13 protein-coding genes are annotated in these 17,937 nt (G+C 61.9%); 10 read left to right on the top strand and 3 right to left on the bottom strand.

Annotated elements, in window-relative coordinates; translation table 11 throughout:
* Nucleotides 1-23 precede the first annotated feature (23 nt).
* A complete protein-coding gene (secF, locus tag GM655_RS20885) occupies nucleotides 24-1,046 on the top strand; it encodes a protein translocase subunit SecF (RefSeq protein WP_155436604.1) in 1,023 nt (340 codons plus the stop codon).
* Between the two features lie 152 nt (nucleotides 1,047-1,198).
* Entirely contained in the window at nucleotides 1,199-1,894 is a 696-nt protein-coding gene (locus GM655_RS20880) for a helix-turn-helix transcriptional regulator (RefSeq protein WP_196308818.1), read from the top strand.
* Nucleotides 1,895-1,898: 4 nt separating this feature from the next.
* On the opposite strand, the gene GM655_RS20875 is transcribed toward GM655_RS20880, so the two are convergent.
* Nucleotides 1,899-2,180 carry a hypothetical protein gene (locus tag GM655_RS20875; RefSeq protein ID WP_155436603.1) on the bottom strand — a complete coding sequence of 94 codons (282 nt, stop codon included), beginning with the start codon at nucleotides 2,178-2,180 and terminating at the stop codon, nucleotides 1,899-1,901.
* The gene (locus GM655_RS20870) at nucleotides 2,177-2,650 is read right to left on the bottom strand and encodes a MarR family winged helix-turn-helix transcriptional regulator (protein WP_155436602.1); all 474 of its coding nucleotides are present in this window, start codon (nucleotides 2,648-2,650) and stop codon (nucleotides 2,177-2,179) included. Before GM655_RS20870 ends, GM655_RS20875 begins: the two co-directional genes overlap by 4 nt.
* A gap of 78 nt (nucleotides 2,651-2,728) precedes the next feature.
* On the opposite strand from GM655_RS20870, the gene GM655_RS20865 reads away from it, so the two are divergent.
* Together GM655_RS20865 and GM655_RS20860 are read left to right on the top strand one after the other, a co-directional pair.
* Nucleotides 2,729-3,643 carry a DMT family transporter gene (locus GM655_RS20865; protein WP_155436601.1) on the top strand — a complete coding sequence of 305 codons (915 nt, stop codon included), beginning with the start codon at nucleotides 2,729-2,731 and terminating at the stop codon, nucleotides 3,641-3,643.
* 11 nt (nucleotides 3,644-3,654) lie between these two features.
* Nucleotides 3,655-4,599 carry a GlxA family transcriptional regulator gene (locus tag GM655_RS20860; RefSeq protein ID WP_155436600.1) on the top strand — a complete coding sequence of 315 codons (945 nt, stop codon included), beginning with the start codon at nucleotides 3,655-3,657 and terminating at the stop codon, nucleotides 4,597-4,599.
* Nucleotides 4,600-4,611: 12 nt separating this feature from the next.
* On the opposite strand, the gene GM655_RS20855 is transcribed toward GM655_RS20860, so the two are convergent.
* Complete coding sequence (locus GM655_RS20855) at nucleotides 4,612-6,609, bottom strand: serine hydrolase domain-containing protein (RefSeq protein ID WP_229632676.1); 1,998 nt, start codon at nucleotides 6,607-6,609, stop codon at nucleotides 4,612-4,614.
* 193 nt (nucleotides 6,610-6,802) lie between these two features.
* Between GM655_RS20855 and astC the strand changes: the two genes are divergently transcribed.
* The 6 genes from astC to GM655_RS20825 all read left to right on the top strand — a co-directional run bounded on the left by astC (nucleotide 6,803) and on the right by GM655_RS20825 (nucleotide 17,926).
* The gene (gene astC, locus GM655_RS20850; protein WP_155436599.1) at nucleotides 6,803-8,050 is read left to right on the top strand and encodes an acetylornithine/succinylornithine family transaminase; all 1,248 of its coding nucleotides are present in this window, start codon (nucleotides 6,803-6,805) and stop codon (nucleotides 8,048-8,050) included.
* A 109-nt stretch (nucleotides 8,051-8,159) separates the two neighbouring features.
* Complete coding sequence (locus GM655_RS20845; RefSeq protein ID WP_155436598.1) at nucleotides 8,160-9,197, top strand: arginine N-succinyltransferase; 1,038 nt, start codon at nucleotides 8,160-8,162, stop codon at nucleotides 9,195-9,197.
* A gap of 12 nt (nucleotides 9,198-9,209) precedes the next feature.
* The gene (gene astA, locus GM655_RS20840) at nucleotides 9,210-10,268 is read left to right on the top strand and encodes an arginine N-succinyltransferase (protein ID WP_155436597.1); all 1,059 of its coding nucleotides are present in this window, start codon (nucleotides 9,210-9,212) and stop codon (nucleotides 10,266-10,268) included.
* 1 nt (nucleotide 10,269) lies between these two features.
* Nucleotides 10,270-11,733 carry a succinylglutamate-semialdehyde dehydrogenase gene (gene astD / locus GM655_RS20835; protein WP_371866918.1) on the top strand — a complete coding sequence of 488 codons (1,464 nt, stop codon included), beginning with the start codon at nucleotides 10,270-10,272 and terminating at the stop codon, nucleotides 11,731-11,733.
* Nucleotides 11,734-11,742: 9 nt separating this feature from the next.
* Entirely contained in the window at nucleotides 11,743-13,080 is a 1,338-nt protein-coding gene (gene astB / locus GM655_RS20830; RefSeq protein WP_155436595.1) for an N-succinylarginine dihydrolase, read from the top strand.
* A gap of 142 nt (nucleotides 13,081-13,222) precedes the next feature.
* A complete protein-coding gene (locus GM655_RS20825) occupies nucleotides 13,223-17,926 on the top strand; it encodes an NAD-glutamate dehydrogenase domain-containing protein (protein WP_155436594.1) in 4,704 nt (1,567 codons plus the stop codon).
* Nucleotides 17,927-17,937: the final 11 nt, after the last annotated feature.

The raw sequence follows: 17,937 nt of genomic DNA, 5'->3' as shown, positions 1-17,937 counted from the left end.
AGAAATAAACAGGGACTGTAAACATGGAATTTTTCCGCATTAAAAAAGACATCCCGTTCATGCGCCACGCGCTGGTGTTCAACGTCATTTCGGCGTTGACCTTCGTGGCGGCCGTGTTCTTCCTGCTGCATAAGGGATTGCACCTGTCGGTGGAATTCACCGGCGGTACGGTGATGGAACTGCGCTACCAGCAGGCGGCGAATCTGGAACGGATACGCGGCACGCTGGAGAAGATAGGCTACGAACAGCCGGAAGCGACCAGCTTCGGCACTGCGCACGACGTGATGCTGCGTCTGCCGGTGGTGAAGAACGTCACGCCGAAAGACGCTTCGGCACAGGTGTTCGACGCACTGTGCAAAGCCGAAAGCGGTAGCCTGAAAGACATCGACACGGTAACCGCCAAGGGCGAGCACGTGGTTAAGCAGAGCTGCGCCGATGCGGCCGGCGCCGAAGCGGTGTCGCTGCAGAAGGTGGAGTTCGTTGGTCCGCAGGTGGGCGACGAGCTGACCGAGAACGGCCTGAAAGCACTGGCCGCCGTGGTGGTGGGCGTGATGATCTATCTGGCCATCCGCTTCGAGTGGAAGTTCGCGGTTGCTGCGATTATCGCTAACTTGCACGACGTGGTGATCATTCTGGGCTTCTTCGCCTTCTTCCAGTGGGAATTCTCGCTGACCGTGCTGGCCGGTGTGCTGGCCGTGCTGGGTTACTCGGTGAATGAATCGGTGGTGATTTTCGACCGGATCCGCGAGAACTTCCGCAAGCAGCGTAAAGCTTCCGTGCATGAAGTGATCGACAACGCGATCACCTCGACCATCTCGCGTACCATCATCACCCACGGTTGTACCCAGATGATGGTGCTGTCGATGCTGTTCCTGGGCGGCCCGACGCTGCACTTCTTCGCCATGGCGCTGACCATCGGTATCTGCTTCGGTATCTACTCGTCCGTGTTCGTGGCTGCTGCCGTGGCCATGTGGCTGGGCGTGAAGCGTGAAGACCTGATCAAGCCGGTCAAGGAAAAAGACGAGACTGACGGCGCCGTGGTTTAAGCGCTGACGGTTGCAACGATCCCCCGCTGAGCGCGCAGTTCAACGGGGGTTTTTTTTTATTTGAGGGGTCAGGTCGGGCATTGGCGCAGAGCTCGCCTATTTATAAGCGAGCTCTGCGCCAATGCCCGACCTGACCCCGCTGTGGAGAAGCGATGAGTCGTAGTGGGCGTTTGTTTCTGCTGATGGATGCGCTGCGCGGGTATCGCCATCCTGTGACGGCGGCGCGGCTGGCCGAGCAGCTTGGCGTGTCCGAGCGCACTATCTACCGCGATATCAAGACACTCGGTGATCTGGGCGCGCCACTCGAAGGCGAGGCCGGCATAGGCTACCGGCTCAAGGCGGGCAGCTTTCTGCCGCCGCTGATGTTCGGTGTCGATGAAATTGAAGCGCTGGTGCTGGGCGCGCGCTGGGTGCGGCGGCAGGGTGATGCGGGGCTGGCTGCTGCCGCGCAGAGTGCGCTTGCACGTATTGCTGCCGCCACGCCGAAAGACCTGCGCGACGATATGGCCGAGACCAGCCTGTGGGTGCCGATCGGCGACGATGCCAGCGCCGTCAGCGATGCGCATGTGCAGCCCGTGCGCGAGGCGATCCGCTACCAGCAGCGCTTGCTGCTGTCCTACTGCGATGAACAGGGGCGCGCGACCGAGCGCATGGTGTGGCCGTTTGCGCTGGCCTTCTTCGAAGGCAAGCGCTTGCTGGCCGCATGGTGCGAAATGCGCTCGGCCTACCGGCACTTTCGCATCGACCGCATCAGCGCCGTGCAGACGCTGGCGGAGCGCTATCCCGTGCGGCGCGGCGTGCTGCTGAAAAGCTGGCGCGCCGAGCTGGGGATACGCGACGAGTCGTAAGGAATTACTCTTCGCTAAAGATGGCGTCGTAGCCATCCTGCGGATCGTCGTAGTCTTTGAGTTCGTCGATCAGATCCAGTTCGCCCAGCTCTTCTACTGCGTTCATGAAGCTGTTCGGTTTGGTGGCGCCGATCAGGCGGTAGATTTCGCCATCTTCATTGCGCACGCCGATCAGCAGTTTTTCCATGCGTACTTCGTCTTCCGTTGCCTGATTCAGCAGCAGGTTGCCGATGATGTGTTTGTCGAATTTGGCGGGCTTCACGCCGGCGATCAATGTCGTTTTCAAAAGTTTTCCTTGGTTGAGTCAGGGGTGGACGGGCATTCCTGCAAACTGGTCGTGATGGCGGCCTTGAGCGTGCTCAGGCTGGCTTCGAGCGCGCGGAAATCTTCCTCGCTGTAGTGGGCAAAAGCTTTACCGCTCTGCTGCACCACTTGCGGGAAGGCGCAGGCAAACGTACGCTCGCCCTCTGCCGTCAGGCGCACGAAGAAGGAGCGCTTGTCGCAATCGCTGCGCTGACGCTCCACCAGCCCTTTCTGCTCCAGCCGTTCGATCACACCCGTCAGCGTGCCCTTGGTAATCAGAGTCTTTTCTCCGAGTTCCTTGTAAGACATGCCGGCGGTGTTGCCCAGTGTGGCGATGATGTCGAACTGGGCATGTGTCAGACCACTCTGGCGTACATAACAGCCAGAGAGGCGTTCATAGCCCTGCATACATTCGGCCAGTAGCCGGATGCTCTTCAAGAATCGTTCACCCATAGGCCATGATTATAGCCGCATCGCCAACTGAAACGCTGCAGCGTACAATGTTGGCTCCGCTCTTTTGGATTGCCAGAAATGTCACAACACTTGCGAGGCATTAGCGCTTTACTCATCGTTACTCTGGTCTGGGGCACGACTTTCCCTGCAATGAAAGACATGACGGGCTATCTGTCGGCCAGTTGGATCGTGCTATGCCGCTTCGCGCTGGCCAGTGTGCTGCTGTTGCCATTTCTGTGGCGCGCCCGTCTGCGCGACCTCGGCTGGGGTGCTGTGGCCGGTGTGGTGTTGTTTCTGTGCTACGTGTTCCAGATCGAAGGGCTGGCCCTGACCAGTTCCAACCGCAATGCTTTCGTGACGGGGCTGAATGTGATGGTGCCACCGTTGCTGGGTGTGCTGATGGGCGCGAAGCTGGAACGCCGCATCATGCTGGCACTTGCGCTGGCGCTGGCCGGCCTGTTTGCACTGTGCTGGGAAGGCAGTTTTACCTGGGGCCGCGGCGATACGCTGGCGCTGCTGTGCGCGCTGTTCTTCGGTATCTACGTGAAGCTGATGGAAACCACTACCCGCAAGGTCGAGCGCCTGATGACGCTGACGGCTGCGCAGATCGTTACCGTGGCGCTGTGCGCGGCGCTCTGGCTGCTGATCCGCGAAGTACCGCTAGGCAGCGCCGAGCGCGCCGAAGAATTACCGAACTACATAGCCTACATCAGCACCGGCCTGAATACCTATGGCTGGAATCTGCTGTATCTGGGCACGGTGGCCACGGCCGCCATCATCTCGCTGCAGACCTGGGGTCAGAGCCACAGCAGTGCCAACGAAGCGGCCGTGATCTACGCTTTCGAGCCGGGTTGCGCTGCCATCTTCGCCTATTTCTGGCTCGGCGAAACGCTGGCATGGAATGGTCTGCTGGGCGCCGGCCTGCTGATCTCGGGCATGATCGTCAGCCAGTGGAGCACGGAACGTCCGGCCGCCGCGCTGGCACCGGAGTAAACTGGCCGCCCATGTCTTTCGAAGCTCTCGCCCCTCTGGCGCAACAGCGTCCCTTGCGCATACTGCTGGTAAATGCAGGGGAAGCGGACGCCATTAGCTGGGCCGGACTCGTGCAGCCGCTGCGCCTTGCGGCGGCCGCGCTGGGGCGCGAAGTGCTGCATCTGGAAACCATGTCGCCCACGCAGGTGGTGCTGGCCCAGCCGGGCTGGCATATCGCGCTGCTGGTGGCTGACGAGCAGCAGGCGCCGCTCTCACCGGAACTGATACGCGCCGTGATCGAGCGCTGCCGCTCGGCCGATTACTGGGGCGGCGTCGGCGCGGGCGTGCTGTGGCTGGCTGCGGCTGGTGCCATGGCCGGTGTACGCATCGCTCTGCCATGGTCGCTGTATGCGGAAACGGAAAGCTTTAGCGAGCGCGCTGTGCTCACGCCAAATCTGTTTGCGCTCGATGGACGCCACCTGAGTTGCTGCGGCGGTGCCGCCAGCATCGATTTTTCGCTGACCCTGATCGAAGCGCTGTTTGGCGCGACCGTGCAGGCGAATATCAAGGAAAGCTTGTGTGTGGAACGCGTGCGCGGCCACGACGAGCGCCAGCGCGTGGCCCTGCAGGCGCGCTTCGGCGCCTTGCAGCCGCGCCTGTCCGAAGCTGTGACGCTGATGGAAACCAATCTGGAAGAGCCGCTGTCTACCGACGATATCGCCAATCTGGTGGGGCTGTCGCGCCGCCAGCTCGAGCGTCTGTTCAAGCAGTATCTGGGCAGCCTGCCGTCGCGCTACTATCTGGAACTGCGGCTGCAGCGGGCGCGCCAGTTGCTGCTGGAAACTAATCATTCCATCGTGCAGGTGGGGCTGATGTGCGGCTTCTCCTCCGGCTCGCACTTCTCTACGGCGTTTGGCGCGCTGTTCGGCAACACCCCGCGCGAGGAGCGCCAGCGCAAACTGGCGCCCCCGGCCTAGGGCCTGGAAGGGCTATTTCTGTTCGACGAAGAAATAGTCATGCTGGCCATCGCGCGTGACGAGTGCCCGCTTGCCTTGGTGCTGCGTTACGGTGAACTCGAACGGGTCAGGTGCAAAGCCCTGATCGAGTGTGAGATAGGTCAGCGTGCCATCGGCGTTCTTGCGTGAGGCCATGCCGGACTGCCATTCGCCGAAATCGAAGATCAGCTCTTTGCCCTGATGGCGCACCTTCAGTTCGCCCAGCTCCTTGCTGTGATAGCGCCGTGCCAGCCGGCTGGCATCCTGCGCGGGCAGGGTATAACTCTGGTAGTTCTTGCTGAATTCGGCCTTTTCGGCAGTCACGCGGGTGCGCAGATTTTTCATGGCCGTTTCTTCACCGTCATACACCAGCTCCAGCAAGCGCCGCTGGAAAGCGCCCAGCAGCACGCGGCCCTGTTCCGAATTGGTCAGCAGCACCGCACCTATGCCGGCATCGGGCAGCAGATACCAGTCGCTCTTGTAGCCGAATAGGCTGCCGCCATGGTGGACCACATCCACGCCCATGCTGCGGTCGACGGACAGGCCCATGCCGTAGAAGGTCTGGTTGCCGGTGCTGACCTGCGGCTGGCGCCGCATCAGCAGATTTTCGGCCGAGACTAGCTGGCGGCCGTCCGGCAGCTTGCCCTGATTGGCTTCAAGCTGCACATAGCGGATCAGGTCGTGGGCCGAAGTCCAGACGCCGCCGGCCGGACGGTGGGGCACGACGGCGTAATTGAGCGTCATCGGTAGCTCGGCCACCTTGTTATGGCGATCCAGCCCGTGTGGGCGCGCGTAGTTGCCATGCTGGCCGCGTGCCATATCGAAGGTGGAATCCTGCATGCCGAGCGGATCGAAGATGCGCTTCTGCATGGCTTTGTCGTAGGCCGCACCGAGCGGCAGCTCGGGGTAGACCAGATGGCCGCCGATATAGCCGGCAGCCGAGGCCATCAGATTGTTGTACTGGAACACCTCGCCGAAGCCGCTGGTCGGGCTATTTCTGGACAGTAGTTTGAGCGAGGTATCCGGTGTGGCATTGCGGTACTCGAAGATCCATTCGAAATCCTGCCGTGGCAGGCCGGTGCAAGCACATACCAGATGACGTACTTCCACCTTGGCACTCACGTCCGCACTGCCGAGCTGGAAGCTGGGGAAGACTTGCTGCACGGGCTGGTTCCAGCGCAGCTTGCCTTCATCGACCAGTGTCGACAGCAGCAGCGTGCTCATGCCCTTGGTGTTGGACGCCGCCAGAAAGCGCGTGTGGGCATCGACGGGCTGGCGCTGGCCCAGCTTGCGCACGCCGACGCCGCCCTCATACACCACCTGATTCTGGTCCAGTATGGCGAAGCCGGCGCCCGGTATGCCGATCAGCTCCATGGCTTCTTCGAGGAAGCTGCGCAGCTTGGCGATGCGTGCCGCATCCATGTGCTGTGGCTTGCGGTCAGCAAAGCTTTCTTTCTGATACGCCAAGGGAGCAGCACTGCGCACCATCTGGTTCAGGGCCGCGCCCCGTTTGGCGATGGTGGCATCGCTGCCGTCGATCAAGGCGATAGTCCAGCTATTGCCTTTTTGCAGGGCAAAGGCGGCCAAGATTTTCTGTTCGTTGGGGGACGTTTCATAATCCACGTTGAAAGCACTATCCCAGCCGCCATTGGCCGGCGTGGGTGTGCTGAGCTTGAGGGCTCGGGCAAAACCGGGCTGGTAGCTGGCCCAGACGGTGCGCAGAGCGCTCTCCAGGTCCGGCGCCTGTAAATCCATGATGGCCAGATGGGTATCGCCCTCGGGCGCATCGATGATCAGCAGATCGGCAGTGCGCCGCACGATCCAGTTGCGCGCGCCCTGCAGGCCGGTGCCAGCGCGCGTGGCCAGCAGCTGATCATTTTCCAGCTTGCCAGCCCAGCTGGCATCCGGGTCGTCGGCGGCATACAGGGCGGGGGTAGGGAGGGAGCAGGCAGTGGCCAGCAACAGCAAACACAGCGTACGCTTGGAAAGCATAGGGGTCTCCTGTAAATAGGGGGGAGGTGCGGCTGGACGATGCTGGCAGTTAATGTATACATTGTCAACTTTTATCCTGTTGGGTAAAAGTGAAAATCCTTGTCGCCATTAGAAAAGAGTTTTAGCATTCCGCTTTTTATAATGGGTCCACGCGGTGCTGTGCCGCACTGACCCAACATTGATAGGGAATGCCATGAACGCCAAGCTAGATTCAACCATCGCCAACCGTCCTGTAACGCGTCAAACTTTTGACGAAGTTCTGGTGCCGACCTATGCACCAGCAGCGATGGTGCCAGTACGAGGCGCTGGCCTGGATCTGTGGGACCAGAATGGCAAGCACTATCTGGACTTCACTTCCGGCATCGCCGTGGCCGCACTGGGCCACTGCCACCCTGCCGTGGTGGACACCCTGACCCGTCAGGCCAATACTCTGTGGCATCTGGGCAATGGCTACACCAACGAGCCTGTGCTGCGTCTGGCCAAGGCCCTGACCGAAGCCACCTTCGCTGACCGCGTATTCTTCTGCAACTCCGGCGCGGAAGCCAATGAAGCCGCTTTCAAGCTGGCGCGTAAGTACGCCCACACCAAATTCGGCCCGCACAAATCGCGCATCGTATCGTGCCTGCAATCGTTCCACGGCCGTACCCTGTTCACCGTGTCGGTGGGCGGCCAGCCTAAGTACACCGAAGGCTTCGAGCCACTGCCTCCTTCGATCGACCACATCGTGTTCAACGATATCGCAAGCGCCCGCGCTGCCATTGGCGATGACGTGTGCGCCGTGGTGGTCGAGCCACTGCAAGGCGAAGGCGGCGTAATGCCGGCCGATCCGGCCTTCCTGAAAGAACTGCGCGAGCTGTGCAACAAGACCGGCGCGCTGCTGATCTTCGACGAAGTGCAGTGCGGCATGGGTCGTACCGGTGATCTGTACCACTACATGACCTACGGCATCACTCCGGACATCCTGACCTCGGCCAAAGCGCTGGGCAATGGCTACCCGATAGGCGCCATGCTGACCACCAACGAACTGGCGCAGGCGCTGAGCGTGGGCACCCACGGCACCACCTACGGCGGCAACCCGCTGGCCACCAGCGTGGCGCTGACCGTGCTGGAAATCGTCAACCAGCCAGCCTTCCTGGCCCGCGTGAAAGAAGCCAGCGCCAAGCTGCGTTCGACCATGGAAAAACTGGTGGCCGACTACTCGCAAGTGTTCGGTCAGGTACGTGGCGCCGGCCTGCTGCTGGGTCTGGTGGTGACGGATGCGTGGAAAGGTCGCTCGAAAGACATCCAGCGCGCTGCCGAAGCGAATGGCCTGATGGTGCTGATCGCCGGCATGGACGTGCTGCGTCTGGCACCGGCACTGATCGTCAGCGACGAGCAGATCGCCGAAGCGGATCGCATTCTGCGCCTGTCGCTGGATCAAATGATCAAAGCTGCAGCCTGATAGGCAGCTCGTAGTAACGGCGGACTGGTTCCGCCGTCTTTCATTTAGGCCCGGCACCCTGTTGCCGGGCTAGTTCGTATTGCACTGTGCACCACACGAAGGAGTCCACATGTATGTAGTTCGTCCGGTCGAGCTGACGGATATTGCCGCCCTTGAAGCGCTGGCGGCGGTGAGCATGCCGGGTGTGCACACCTTGCCGAAGACGCGCGAGAAAATCGTCGCCATGGTGGAGCGCTCCATCGCTTCGTTTGCCGCCCACGTCGATATCCCCAGCGAGGAAGCCTATCTGCTGGTGCTGGAAGCGCCGGGCGAGCCGGGCATCGTGGGCACGGCGGCCATCTTCGCGGCGGCAGGTTCCAACGGCACTTATTTCTCGTTCCGTAATGACGTGATCCAGCAGGTGTCGCGCGATCTGAACATCAGCCACAGCGTGCATGCGCTGACGCTGTGCTCCGAGCTGACCGGCTATTCGCAGCTATCGAGCTTCTACGTGGGCGAACGCGAACACGGCACAGCCGAAGCGGCGCTGCTGTCGCGCGCCCGGCTGATGTTTGCCGTGCTGGCACCGCACCGCTTCTCGGACCGCTTCTTCGTGCCGCTGGCCGGCGTGACCGACAGCACGGGCGGTTCGCCGTTCTGGGATGCGCTCGGTCGCAAATTCTTCAAGATGGACTTCCTCGATGCAGAACGGGTGATCGGCGGTGCGCGTAACCGCACGCTGATCGTCGAACTGATGCCGCACTATCCGGTCTACGTACCGCTGCTGCCCGGCGATGCGCAGGCCGCCATGGGGCAGATCCATCCGTCCGGCGAGCTGGCCTTCAACCTGCTGACGGCAGAAGGCTTCGAAGCGGACGACTACATCGATATCTTTGACGGCGGGCCTATCCTGCAGGCGCACAAGAATTCGCTGCGTACCTTCAGCGGTGCGCTGCAGCGGCGCGTGGCGCTGGCCGACGAAGCGCCGGACCGTGGCCGCGAGCCGCAAGTGCGCTATGCCGTGGCGGCTGCCGCCGAACATCAATTCCGTGCAGTGGTGACCCACTGTGCGGCGCTGGAATCGCAAGTCAACGTGTCGCTGTCGGCCGATGTGCAGGAAGCCCTGCGCGTGACCGAAGGCGATACCGTGATCTGTGTCCGTATCTAAGGTGGAACCACTATGCTAGTTGTACGCGCTATTACTGCTAACGATCTCGATGCCCTGTATGTCATGGCGACGCAGGTTGGCAGCGGCATGACCACCCTCAAGCCCGACATGAAGATGATGAGCGACCGTCTGGCCGTGGCTGTGGCCTCGTTCGCGGAAACCATCGCGCCGGAAAAGCGCGACTACATGTTCGTGATGGAAGACACCGACAACGGCCGCATCGCCGGCGTGTGCGCCATCAAGGGCGCCGTGGGGTTGACGGAACCGTTCTATAACTACCGCATCGGCACGCTGGTGCATTCGAGCCGCGAGATCGATGTGTTCACGCGCATGGAAACCCTGTACCTGTCGAACGATCTGACGGGCAGCACGGAACTGTGCTCGCTGTTCCTGCATCCGGACTACCGCACGGGCAACAACGGCAAGCTGCTGTCCAAGTGCCGCTTCCTGTTCATCGCCCAGTTCCCGCACCTGTTCACTGAAAAGCTGATCGCGGAAATGCGCGGCTATCAGGAGGAGAGTGGCCGGTCGCCGTTCTACGAAGGTCTGGGCCGCCACTTCTTCAAGATGGAGTTCGATCACGTCGATGCGCTGACCGCCGTGGGCAAGAAATCCTTCATCGCCGAGCTGATGCCGCGCCAGCCGATGTACGTCGATTATCTGCCGCAGGATGCGCAAGACGTGATCGGCAAAGTGCACACTTCGACCGCGCCGGCACGCCGCCTGCTGGAACAGGAAGGCCTGTACTTCGAAGGCTATGTGGACATTTTCGATGCCGGCCCTGTGCTGCAGGCGCGCGTATCGGAACTGCGCGCCATGCGCGAAAGTATGCTGGCCGAAATCGGCCCCGTGATGGCAGGCGAAATCGCCTGCGCGCCGCATGCCGATGCCAGCGATCCTATGCTGATCTCGAACACCAACCTGAGCGACTTCCGCATGATCCTGTCGCAGACGGTACCCGTCAACGGCGCTATCGCGCTGCCAGAAGACGAACAAAAAATCCTGCATTGCCAACCCGGCGATAGCGTGCGTACCCTGACACTCAATCCGAGGAAGAATCCCCATGTCTAATGTGCTGAGCAATTTCATCAACGGCGTCTGGAGCGCCGGTAGCGGTGCCGAACTGGTTACCATCGATCCATCGAATGGCAAGCAGACCTGGGCCAGCCGCGAATCGACTGCACAGGATGTGGAACAGGCTTGCGCCGCTGCGCGCGCCGCGTTCGAGTCGTGGGCGCTGACGCCGCTGGAAGAGCGCATTGCCGTTTGCACCCGTTTCCGCGATCTGCTCAAGCAGGAAGCCGAAGCGCTGGCGCTCTTGATCGCCGAAGAAGTCGGCAAGCCGATGTGGGAAGCCCGCACCGAAGTGACCACCATGGCTAACAAGATCGATATCTCGGTGCAGTCGTATGGCGCGCGCACGGGCGAAACCCATGCCAAGGTGGCTGATGGCGAAGCCGTGCTGCGCCACCGTCCGCACGGCGTGTTCGGCGTGTTCGGTCCGTACAACTTCCCCGGCCACCTGCCTAACGGCCACATCGTGCCAGCCCTGATCGCCGGTAACACGGTGGTGTTCAAGCCTAGCGAATATGCGCCACGCACTGCCGTGAAAACCGTGCAGTTGTGGGAGCAGGCTGGCGTGCCGAAAGGCGTGATCAATCTGGTCAATGGTGCGCGCGATACGGGCGTGGCGCTGGGCCAGAACGCCCATCTGGATGGCGTGCTGTTTACCGGCAGCTGCCAGACCGGTAGCGCGCTGCACAAGCAGTTCGGCGGCCAGCCGGGCAAGATGCTGGCGCTGGAAATGGGCGGCAATAATCCGCTGGTAGTGTGGGACGTGAAAGACATCGACGCCGCCGTGTTCATGGCGATTTCGTCGGCCTTTATTTCGGCTGGCCAGCGCTGCACCTGCGCGCGTCGTCTGATCGTGCGTGCCGGCGCGGAAGGCGATGCGATTGTTGCGCGTCTGGTCGATGTGGCCAGCCGCCTGACTATCGGCGCTTCGGCCGCCGAGCCGGCACCGTTCATGGGCCCTGTGGTGTCGGCCGCCGTGGCCAAACGTCTGGTACAGGCACAGGCCGACATGATCGCCAAGGGCGGTGTGAGCCTGCTGCAGATGCGTCAACTGGACGAGAACACTGGCTTTGTGTCGGCTGGTATCGTTGATGTGACCAACGCGCAGGGCATTCCTGACGAAGAATGGTTTGGCCCGCTGCTGCAGGTGATCCGCGTGGCCGATTTTGACGCCGCCATGAAGGCTGCCAACGCCACCGAATTCGGTCTGGCGGCGGCGCTGATCTCCAACGATGAACAACTGTGGAAGACCTTCCAGGTACGTGCCCGCGCCGGCATCGTCAACTGGAACCGTCCCACCACGGGTGCTGCCAGCAGCGCGCCGTTCGGTGGCGTGGGCAAATCGGGCAACCATCGTCCTAGCGCCTACTATGCCGCCGATTACTGCGCCTATCCGGTCGCTTCGATCGAAAACAATGTACTGGAAATGCCGGCCAAGCTGTCGCCCGGCATGCACTTCTAAGGAGCCGGCATGAGCGCACGCGAATTTAACTTTGACGGTCTGGTAGGGCCATCGCACAACTACGCCGGTCTGTCGTTCGGCAATGTGGCTTCGTTCAGCAACGTCAAGAGCGCTTCCAACCCCAAGCTGGCGGCCCTGCAGGGATTGGCCAAGATGCGTGCGCTGGCCCAGCGCGGATTCGGTCAGGCGCTGCTGCCGCCGCAGGATCGCCCTAACTTCCGTCTGCTGCGCAGTGTCGGTTTTACCGGTACGGATGCCGAGGTGTTGTCGCGCGCGGCCAAGGAAGCACCCGTGCTGCTGGCCTGCGCCTATTCCGCTTCGCCCATGTGGACGGCGAATGCGGCCACCGTCAGCCCTTCGGCCGATACGGCCGATGGTCGCACCCATTTCACGCCGGCCAATCTGAATAACAAGCTGCACCGCGCCCACGAGCATACCCAGTCGGCCCGTGCGCTGCGTGCCATCTTCAAGGACGAGAAGCACTTTGCCGTGCACGATGCCTTGCCCGGCACGCCGGCGTTCGGCGATGAAGGCGCGGCCAACCACACCCGTTTGTGCAGCACACATGGCGACTCCGCTGTGGAGCTGTTCGTGTACGGCCGTTCGGAGTTCGATGTAGCCGTGCCCGCACCGCAGAAATATCCGGCCCGCCAGACGCTGGAAGCGTCGCAGGCGGTAGCCCGTCTGCACGGCCTGTCCGCTGGCCGTACGGTCTACATCCAGCAGAATCCGGATGTGATCGATCAGGGCGTGTTCCACAACGACGTGATCGCGGTCGGCAATGCCAATGTGCTGTTCTATCACGAGCAGGCGTTTGCCGACACGGCCAACAGTCTGGAACAGCTGCGTCAGGCCATGGATGGTGTGGGTGCCAAACTGAATGCCATTCGCGTCGATACGGCGCAGGTGTCGGTGGCCGATGCTGTGGCCAGTTACCTGTTCAACAGCCAGTTGCTGAGCAAGGACAACGGCAAGATGGCGCTGGTGATTCCGCATGAATGTCAGGAAAACGCTGCCGTCGCCGCCTATCTGCAAGGGCTGGTGGCCAGCGGCGACGCCGTCGATGAACTGATCCACTTCGATCTGCGCCAGTCGATGCGCAATGGTGGCGGGCCAGCCTGTCTGCGTTTGCGCGTGGCGCTGACGGAGGCCGAAGTGGCTGCTATGCATCAAGGCGTGGTGATGACGGAAACCCTGTACCACACGCTGGTGGCGTGGGTAGAGAAGCATTACCGCGACCGGCTGGAACCGGCCGATCTGGCCGATCCGGCACTGGCCATCGAGGTCCACACGGCACTGGAAGAACTGAGCCGCATCCTCGGTTTGCCCGGGCTGTATGATTTGTAAGACAGGGTATTGCTCCTGTCTAACATTTGACGCCTATTTGGTGTTTAATGAGGCTAGGTTTTTAATTCAACCACGGCCGCGCAGCCACAAGCCGGCGCGGTCCTGCAAGCAAAAATACTCATAACGTATTGGAGAAGCAACAATGAAACAAATGTCACAAGACCTGCGTGCACAGACCCTGGAACTGGTAAATGCCCGCCAGCCTGCTGCCGGCAGCAGCCACGTTGTTGCGCTGATCAGCGCCTGGCTCGGTGCACTGGACGATGAAGATCTGGCCGGCACTGCGCCTGCCAGTCTGGCGCCGGTATTGTGGGATGGTTTCACGCAGGCTTCCCAGCGTCGCGGCAGCGCTGCGCAGATTGCGCGCCTGCGCTACGACGATGGCCGCGGCGGCATGGCCACTGCGCTGCTGATCCTGAATGACGACATGCCGTATCTGGTCGATTCGATCGTGATGGCAGCGCGCAAACTGCGCGTGGGCGTGAATGCGGTACTGAACGGCGTGCTGGCAGTTGGCCGCAATGCCGATGGCGCGGTGACGGCCGTGGGCCAGAGCGGCGACAAGCTGGAATCGTATGTACTGTGCCTGCTGACGGAAGACCTGCCGGATGCGGAACTGGGCATGCTGGTCGAGCGTCTGGAAATGGTGTCGCGCGATGCTGCCGTGGTGCGCCGCGATACGGCCGCCATGCTGGCCCACTTCGAGCGCATTGGCGCCGAAGCGGCTGCGCAAAGTGAAGAAGGCAAGGAAGTCGCTGCCTTCCTCGACTGGGCCCGTACCGAAGGCTTCGAGCCTTTTGGCTATGCCTACTATCAGGTAAAAGCCGGTGTGCGCGAACTGGAACGCGATATCCCTAGCCGTATCGGCGTGCTGCAGGATACTTCGCATCCTGTCTACGGCACCTGTCTGGCAAACATTCCGGGCGACTTCGACACGCTGTCGAAACGCGCCAACGCGCTGTCCATCGTCAAGGCCGACGTGGAAGGCACGCTGCACCGCGAGCAGCAGCTGGACTTCATCGGTGTGCGCCACACGGATGCGCAAGGCGCGATTCTGGGTGAATACTGCTTCGTCGGCCTGTTCACCCGCGCCGCTACCGCCACCCCGTTGAACCGTCTGCCGTTCGCCCGTGGCCGCGTCGCCAAGGTGCTGAGCATTGCCGGTGTGCGTCAGGAAGGCTTCCGCGCCGAGAAATTTATCGAGATTCTGGAATCGCTGCCGCGTACCGAAGCGCTGGAAGCGGAAACCGAGTGGCTGGCCGAAGTGTGCGGCGCCGTGGTGTCGCTGTACAAGCAGCCCCGTACCAAAGTGTTTGCCCGCCGCGACGTGTACGCACGCCACCTGAACGTGCTGGTGTATCTGCCGCGCGAGCGCTACAGCGCCAGTGTGGCTTCGGCGCTGGCCAAGGCACTGCAAGCCAGCTCCGGCGCCAGCCATGTCAGCTCGCAGACGCTGGTGGCCGATGGCCCGCTGGCCCGCGTGTATCTGATCGCGCACGCTGCCCGTTATCCGCTCGATCTGGAAAGCGATATCCAGCAACCGCTGCTGTCCGTGCTGGACGGCTGGCATGACCAGTTCTCGGCGCAGGCCGACGCTGTGGCCGACGTGGCGCTGCGCGCCAGCCTGCGCCGCATGTGCGCCACGCTGCCGGTCGATTATGTGGCCACCACCACGCCGCAGGCAGCCTTCCTCGATCTGGGCGTGATCCTGCGCCGCAGCGATATGAACCGCGTCAACGTGCGCGTGCAGATCGCCGCCAGCGGCACCACCATCCGCCTGTATTCGGTAGAGCGCGTACCAGCCCTGTCGGCGATACTGCCGGCACTGCATAACGCCGGTGTGCTGGTGGACCGTGAACAGACCCACGCGCTGCGCGTGGATGGCCAGCGCCACTACGTCACCAGTCTGGCGGTCGATGCTGCCAGCGCCGAAGCGCTGGCACACGACGGCATCGTCGGTGTGACGGAAGAACTGCTGGCTGCACTGCTGAACAACGAAGCCGAAGATGGCCGCCTGAATGGTCTGGTGGTACTCGGTGGCCTGAGCGTGCGCCACATCCAGCTGGTGCGTGCCTACATGAGCTACTGGCGCCAGACCGGCAGCCGTTTCTCGGTGCGCTACATTGCTGAAACCCTGCGCAAGCAGCCGGTGGTGGTCAAGCAGCTGGTGGATGCATTCCTGCAGCGCTTTGATCCTGCCAATGACGAAGCCACCCGCGCTGCGGCGCTGGAAACGCTGGCCGCCATCAAGAGCCGCCTGCCAGCGATCAACCACGCCGACAGCGAAGAAGTGCTGGGCGCCATGGCTGACCTGATGGGCGCCACCGTACGTACCAACTACTTCCAGAACAGCCAGCAGGGCGACAAGATCATCTTCAAATTCGATACCAGCAATCTGGCGCTGGTGCCGGAACCACGTCCGTTCCGTGAAATCTTCGTGTTCTCGCGTCGCTTCGAAGGCGTGCACCTGCGCGGCGGCCCTGTGGCCCGTGGCGGTCTGCGCTGGTCCGACCGTATGGAAGACTATCGCACCGAGGTGCTGGGTCTGGTGAAAGCGCAGATGGTGAAGAACGCCGTGATCGTGCCGGCCGGTGCCAAGGGCGGTTTCGTCTGCAAGCAAATGCCGAAAGACGCTGTGCGTGAAACCATCGCGGCAGAAGGCGAAGCCGTCTACCGTCTGTTCATCGCCAGCCTGCTGGAAGTGACCGACAACCGCGTGCTGGGCAAGATCGTACCGCCGGCCGATACCGTGTGCTACGACGGCAACGACCCGTATCTGGTGGTGGCGGCCGACAAAGGCACGGCAACCTTCTCCGACATCGCCAACGGCATCGCCGTGCAGCGCGGCTTCTGGCTCGGTGATGCATTCGCTTCGGGCGGCTCGAACGGTTACGACCACAAGAAAATGGGTATCACCGCCAAGGGCGCATTCGAGGCGGTGAAGCGTCACTTCTACGAAATGGATCACGATATCCACGCCGAGCCAGTCACCATGGTGGGTGTGGGCGATATGTCGGGTGACGTGTTCGGTAACGGCGCGCTGCTGTCGCGCAAACTGAAAATCGTGGCGGCCTTCGATCACCGCCACATCTTCCTCGATCCGAATCCGGACATGGAAAAATCGTTCAACGAACGTGCCCGCATGTTTGCGCTGCCACGCTCGTCGTGGGAAGACTACAGCAAGGATCTGATCTCGGCTGGCGGCGGCGTGTATCCACGTAGCGCCCGTTCGATCGAACTGTCGCCAGAAATCCGCGCCGTGCTGGATATCGAAGAAAGCGCGCTGGCACCGGAAGAACTGATGCACCGCATCCTCAAAGCGCCGGTCGATCTGTTCTACAACGGCGGTATCGGTACCTACATCAAGGCTTCTACTGAAACCCACGCACAGGTGAAAGACCGTGCCAACGACAATATCCGTGTCGATGGTAATCAGCTGCGCTGCAAAGTGGTAACGGAAGGCGGCAACCTCGGTGCCACGCAGGCTGGCCGGATCGAGTTTGCACTGACGGGTGGCCGCATCTTCACCGATGCGATCGATAACTCGGCCGGTGTGGATTGCTCCGACCACGAAGTGAACGCGAAGATGTGGCTGGACGTGGAAATGAATGCGGGCCAGCTCAGCGAAGCTGACCGTAACCGCGTGCTGAACGACATGACGGCTGATATCGAACGTCTGGTACTGCGCGATAACACGCTGCAGACCCAGTTGCTGGTGCGCGAAGCCCAGGCACAGGGCGATGCCGGCGTACAGGATGGCTACGCTGCGCTGATCGCTAGTCTGGAAGAAGAGGGCGCGCTGTCGCGTGAACTGGAACAGCTGCCATCGGTAGCCGAACTGGCACGCCGCAAGGCTGATGGCCGCGGCCTGACCACGCCGGAACTGGCAGTGGTGATCGCAAACGTGAAGAACCGCTACAAGCGTATCCTGTCGGCGCTGCCGCTGACGGATCTGGGCTGGGCCGAATCCGTGCTCACGCCTTACTTCCCTGATCTGCTGGTAGCCACCCGCTCTGCGCTGGCCCACCCGCTGGCCAACGCCATTCTGGCGACCGTGCTGGCGAACGAATCGGTCAACCGCTGTGGTCCGCTGATGCTGCGTCAGGTCGCTGCCGAACATGGCGTGAGCGAGTCCGACGTGATTCTGGCATGGGGTCAGGCATGGTCGGCGCTGAATCTGGCACCAGTATTCAATACGCTCGATGCCGATGCGCTGAAAATTCCACGTGCCGTGTCGATCAAGGTCGATGGCCGTACTCGCGTGCTGCAGAAGGCCGTGATCGAAGGCGTGCTGGCTGTGCCAGCCGACCAGCTGCGTGCCGGCGTGGCGGAACTGAGCAAGCTGTTCGCCCAGCCGGAAACGCTGGCCAAGATCGGTGCGGCCGATGGTTCGGCTGATGCGGAAGCTACGGCGGGTCTGCGTGCCGAATTCGTGCAGGCATGGCAGGCTGTGGATGGCATCGAAGCCATCGCTGCCTTCGTGTTTGCTGCGCTGGCGGTGAAACGTCCGCAAGGCATGGACTTGCCAGCCTTTGTGCAGGTGGGCATGGCGCTGCGTGCACAGGTGGGCATCGATACGCTGGAACGCGGCCTCAAGCTGCCAGCACTGAACCGTTCGCAGGAACAGCTGCGCAGCTATGCACAGAACGCGCTGCGTCGTACCCAGCAGCGTTTGCTGGCACAGGTGCTCAAGCATGCCGATAGCAGCCATAGCCCGGCCGAAGCGGTCGAGCTGGTGGTGAATGCGCTGGACCTGTCCGGCTTCGCGCTGGCCAGCGATCTGGAACAGGCCATGCTGGATGTGTGGGCGCTGTCGGAAGCGACGGCCACCCCGCTGGCAGCTTAAGGCTAAGGCAG

Source organism: Pseudoduganella danionis (assembly GCF_009720775.1).
GTDB lineage: Bacteria > Pseudomonadota > Gammaproteobacteria > Burkholderiales > Burkholderiaceae_D > Rugamonas > Rugamonas danionis.
Note: the sequence above shows the minus strand (reverse complement) of the source record. Positions and strands in the feature narration are given on the sequence as shown.

Bases quoted from the DNA above. Each gene is read 5' to 3' on its own strand.
- secF (WP_155436604.1), top strand. From the start codon at position 24: ATGGAATTTTTCCGCATTAAAAAAGACATCCCGTTCATGCGCCACGCG.
- GM655_RS20880 (WP_196308818.1), top strand. From the start codon at position 1,199: ATGAGTCGTAGTGGGCGTTTGTTTCTGCTGATGGATGCGCTGCGCGGG.
- GM655_RS20870 (WP_155436602.1), bottom strand. From the start codon at position 2,650: ATGGGTGAACGATTCTTGAAGAGCATCCGGCTACTGGCCGAATGTATG.
- GM655_RS20865 (WP_155436601.1), top strand. From the start codon at position 2,729: ATGTCACAACACTTGCGAGGCATTAGCGCTTTACTCATCGTTACTCTG.
- GM655_RS20860 (WP_155436600.1), top strand. From the start codon at position 3,655: ATGTCTTTCGAAGCTCTCGCCCCTCTGGCGCAACAGCGTCCCTTGCGC.
- GM655_RS20855 (WP_229632676.1), bottom strand. From the start codon at position 6,609: ATGCTTTCCAAGCGTACGCTGTGTTTGCTGTTGCTGGCCACTGCCTGC.
- astC (WP_155436599.1), top strand. From the start codon at position 6,803: ATGAACGCCAAGCTAGATTCAACCATCGCCAACCGTCCTGTAACGCGT.
- GM655_RS20845 (WP_155436598.1), top strand. From the start codon at position 8,160: ATGTATGTAGTTCGTCCGGTCGAGCTGACGGATATTGCCGCCCTTGAA.
- astA (WP_155436597.1), top strand. From the start codon at position 9,210: ATGCTAGTTGTACGCGCTATTACTGCTAACGATCTCGATGCCCTGTAT.
- astB (WP_155436595.1), top strand. From the start codon at position 11,743: ATGAGCGCACGCGAATTTAACTTTGACGGTCTGGTAGGGCCATCGCAC.
- GM655_RS20825 (WP_155436594.1), top strand. From the start codon at position 13,223: ATGAAACAAATGTCACAAGACCTGCGTGCACAGACCCTGGAACTGGTA.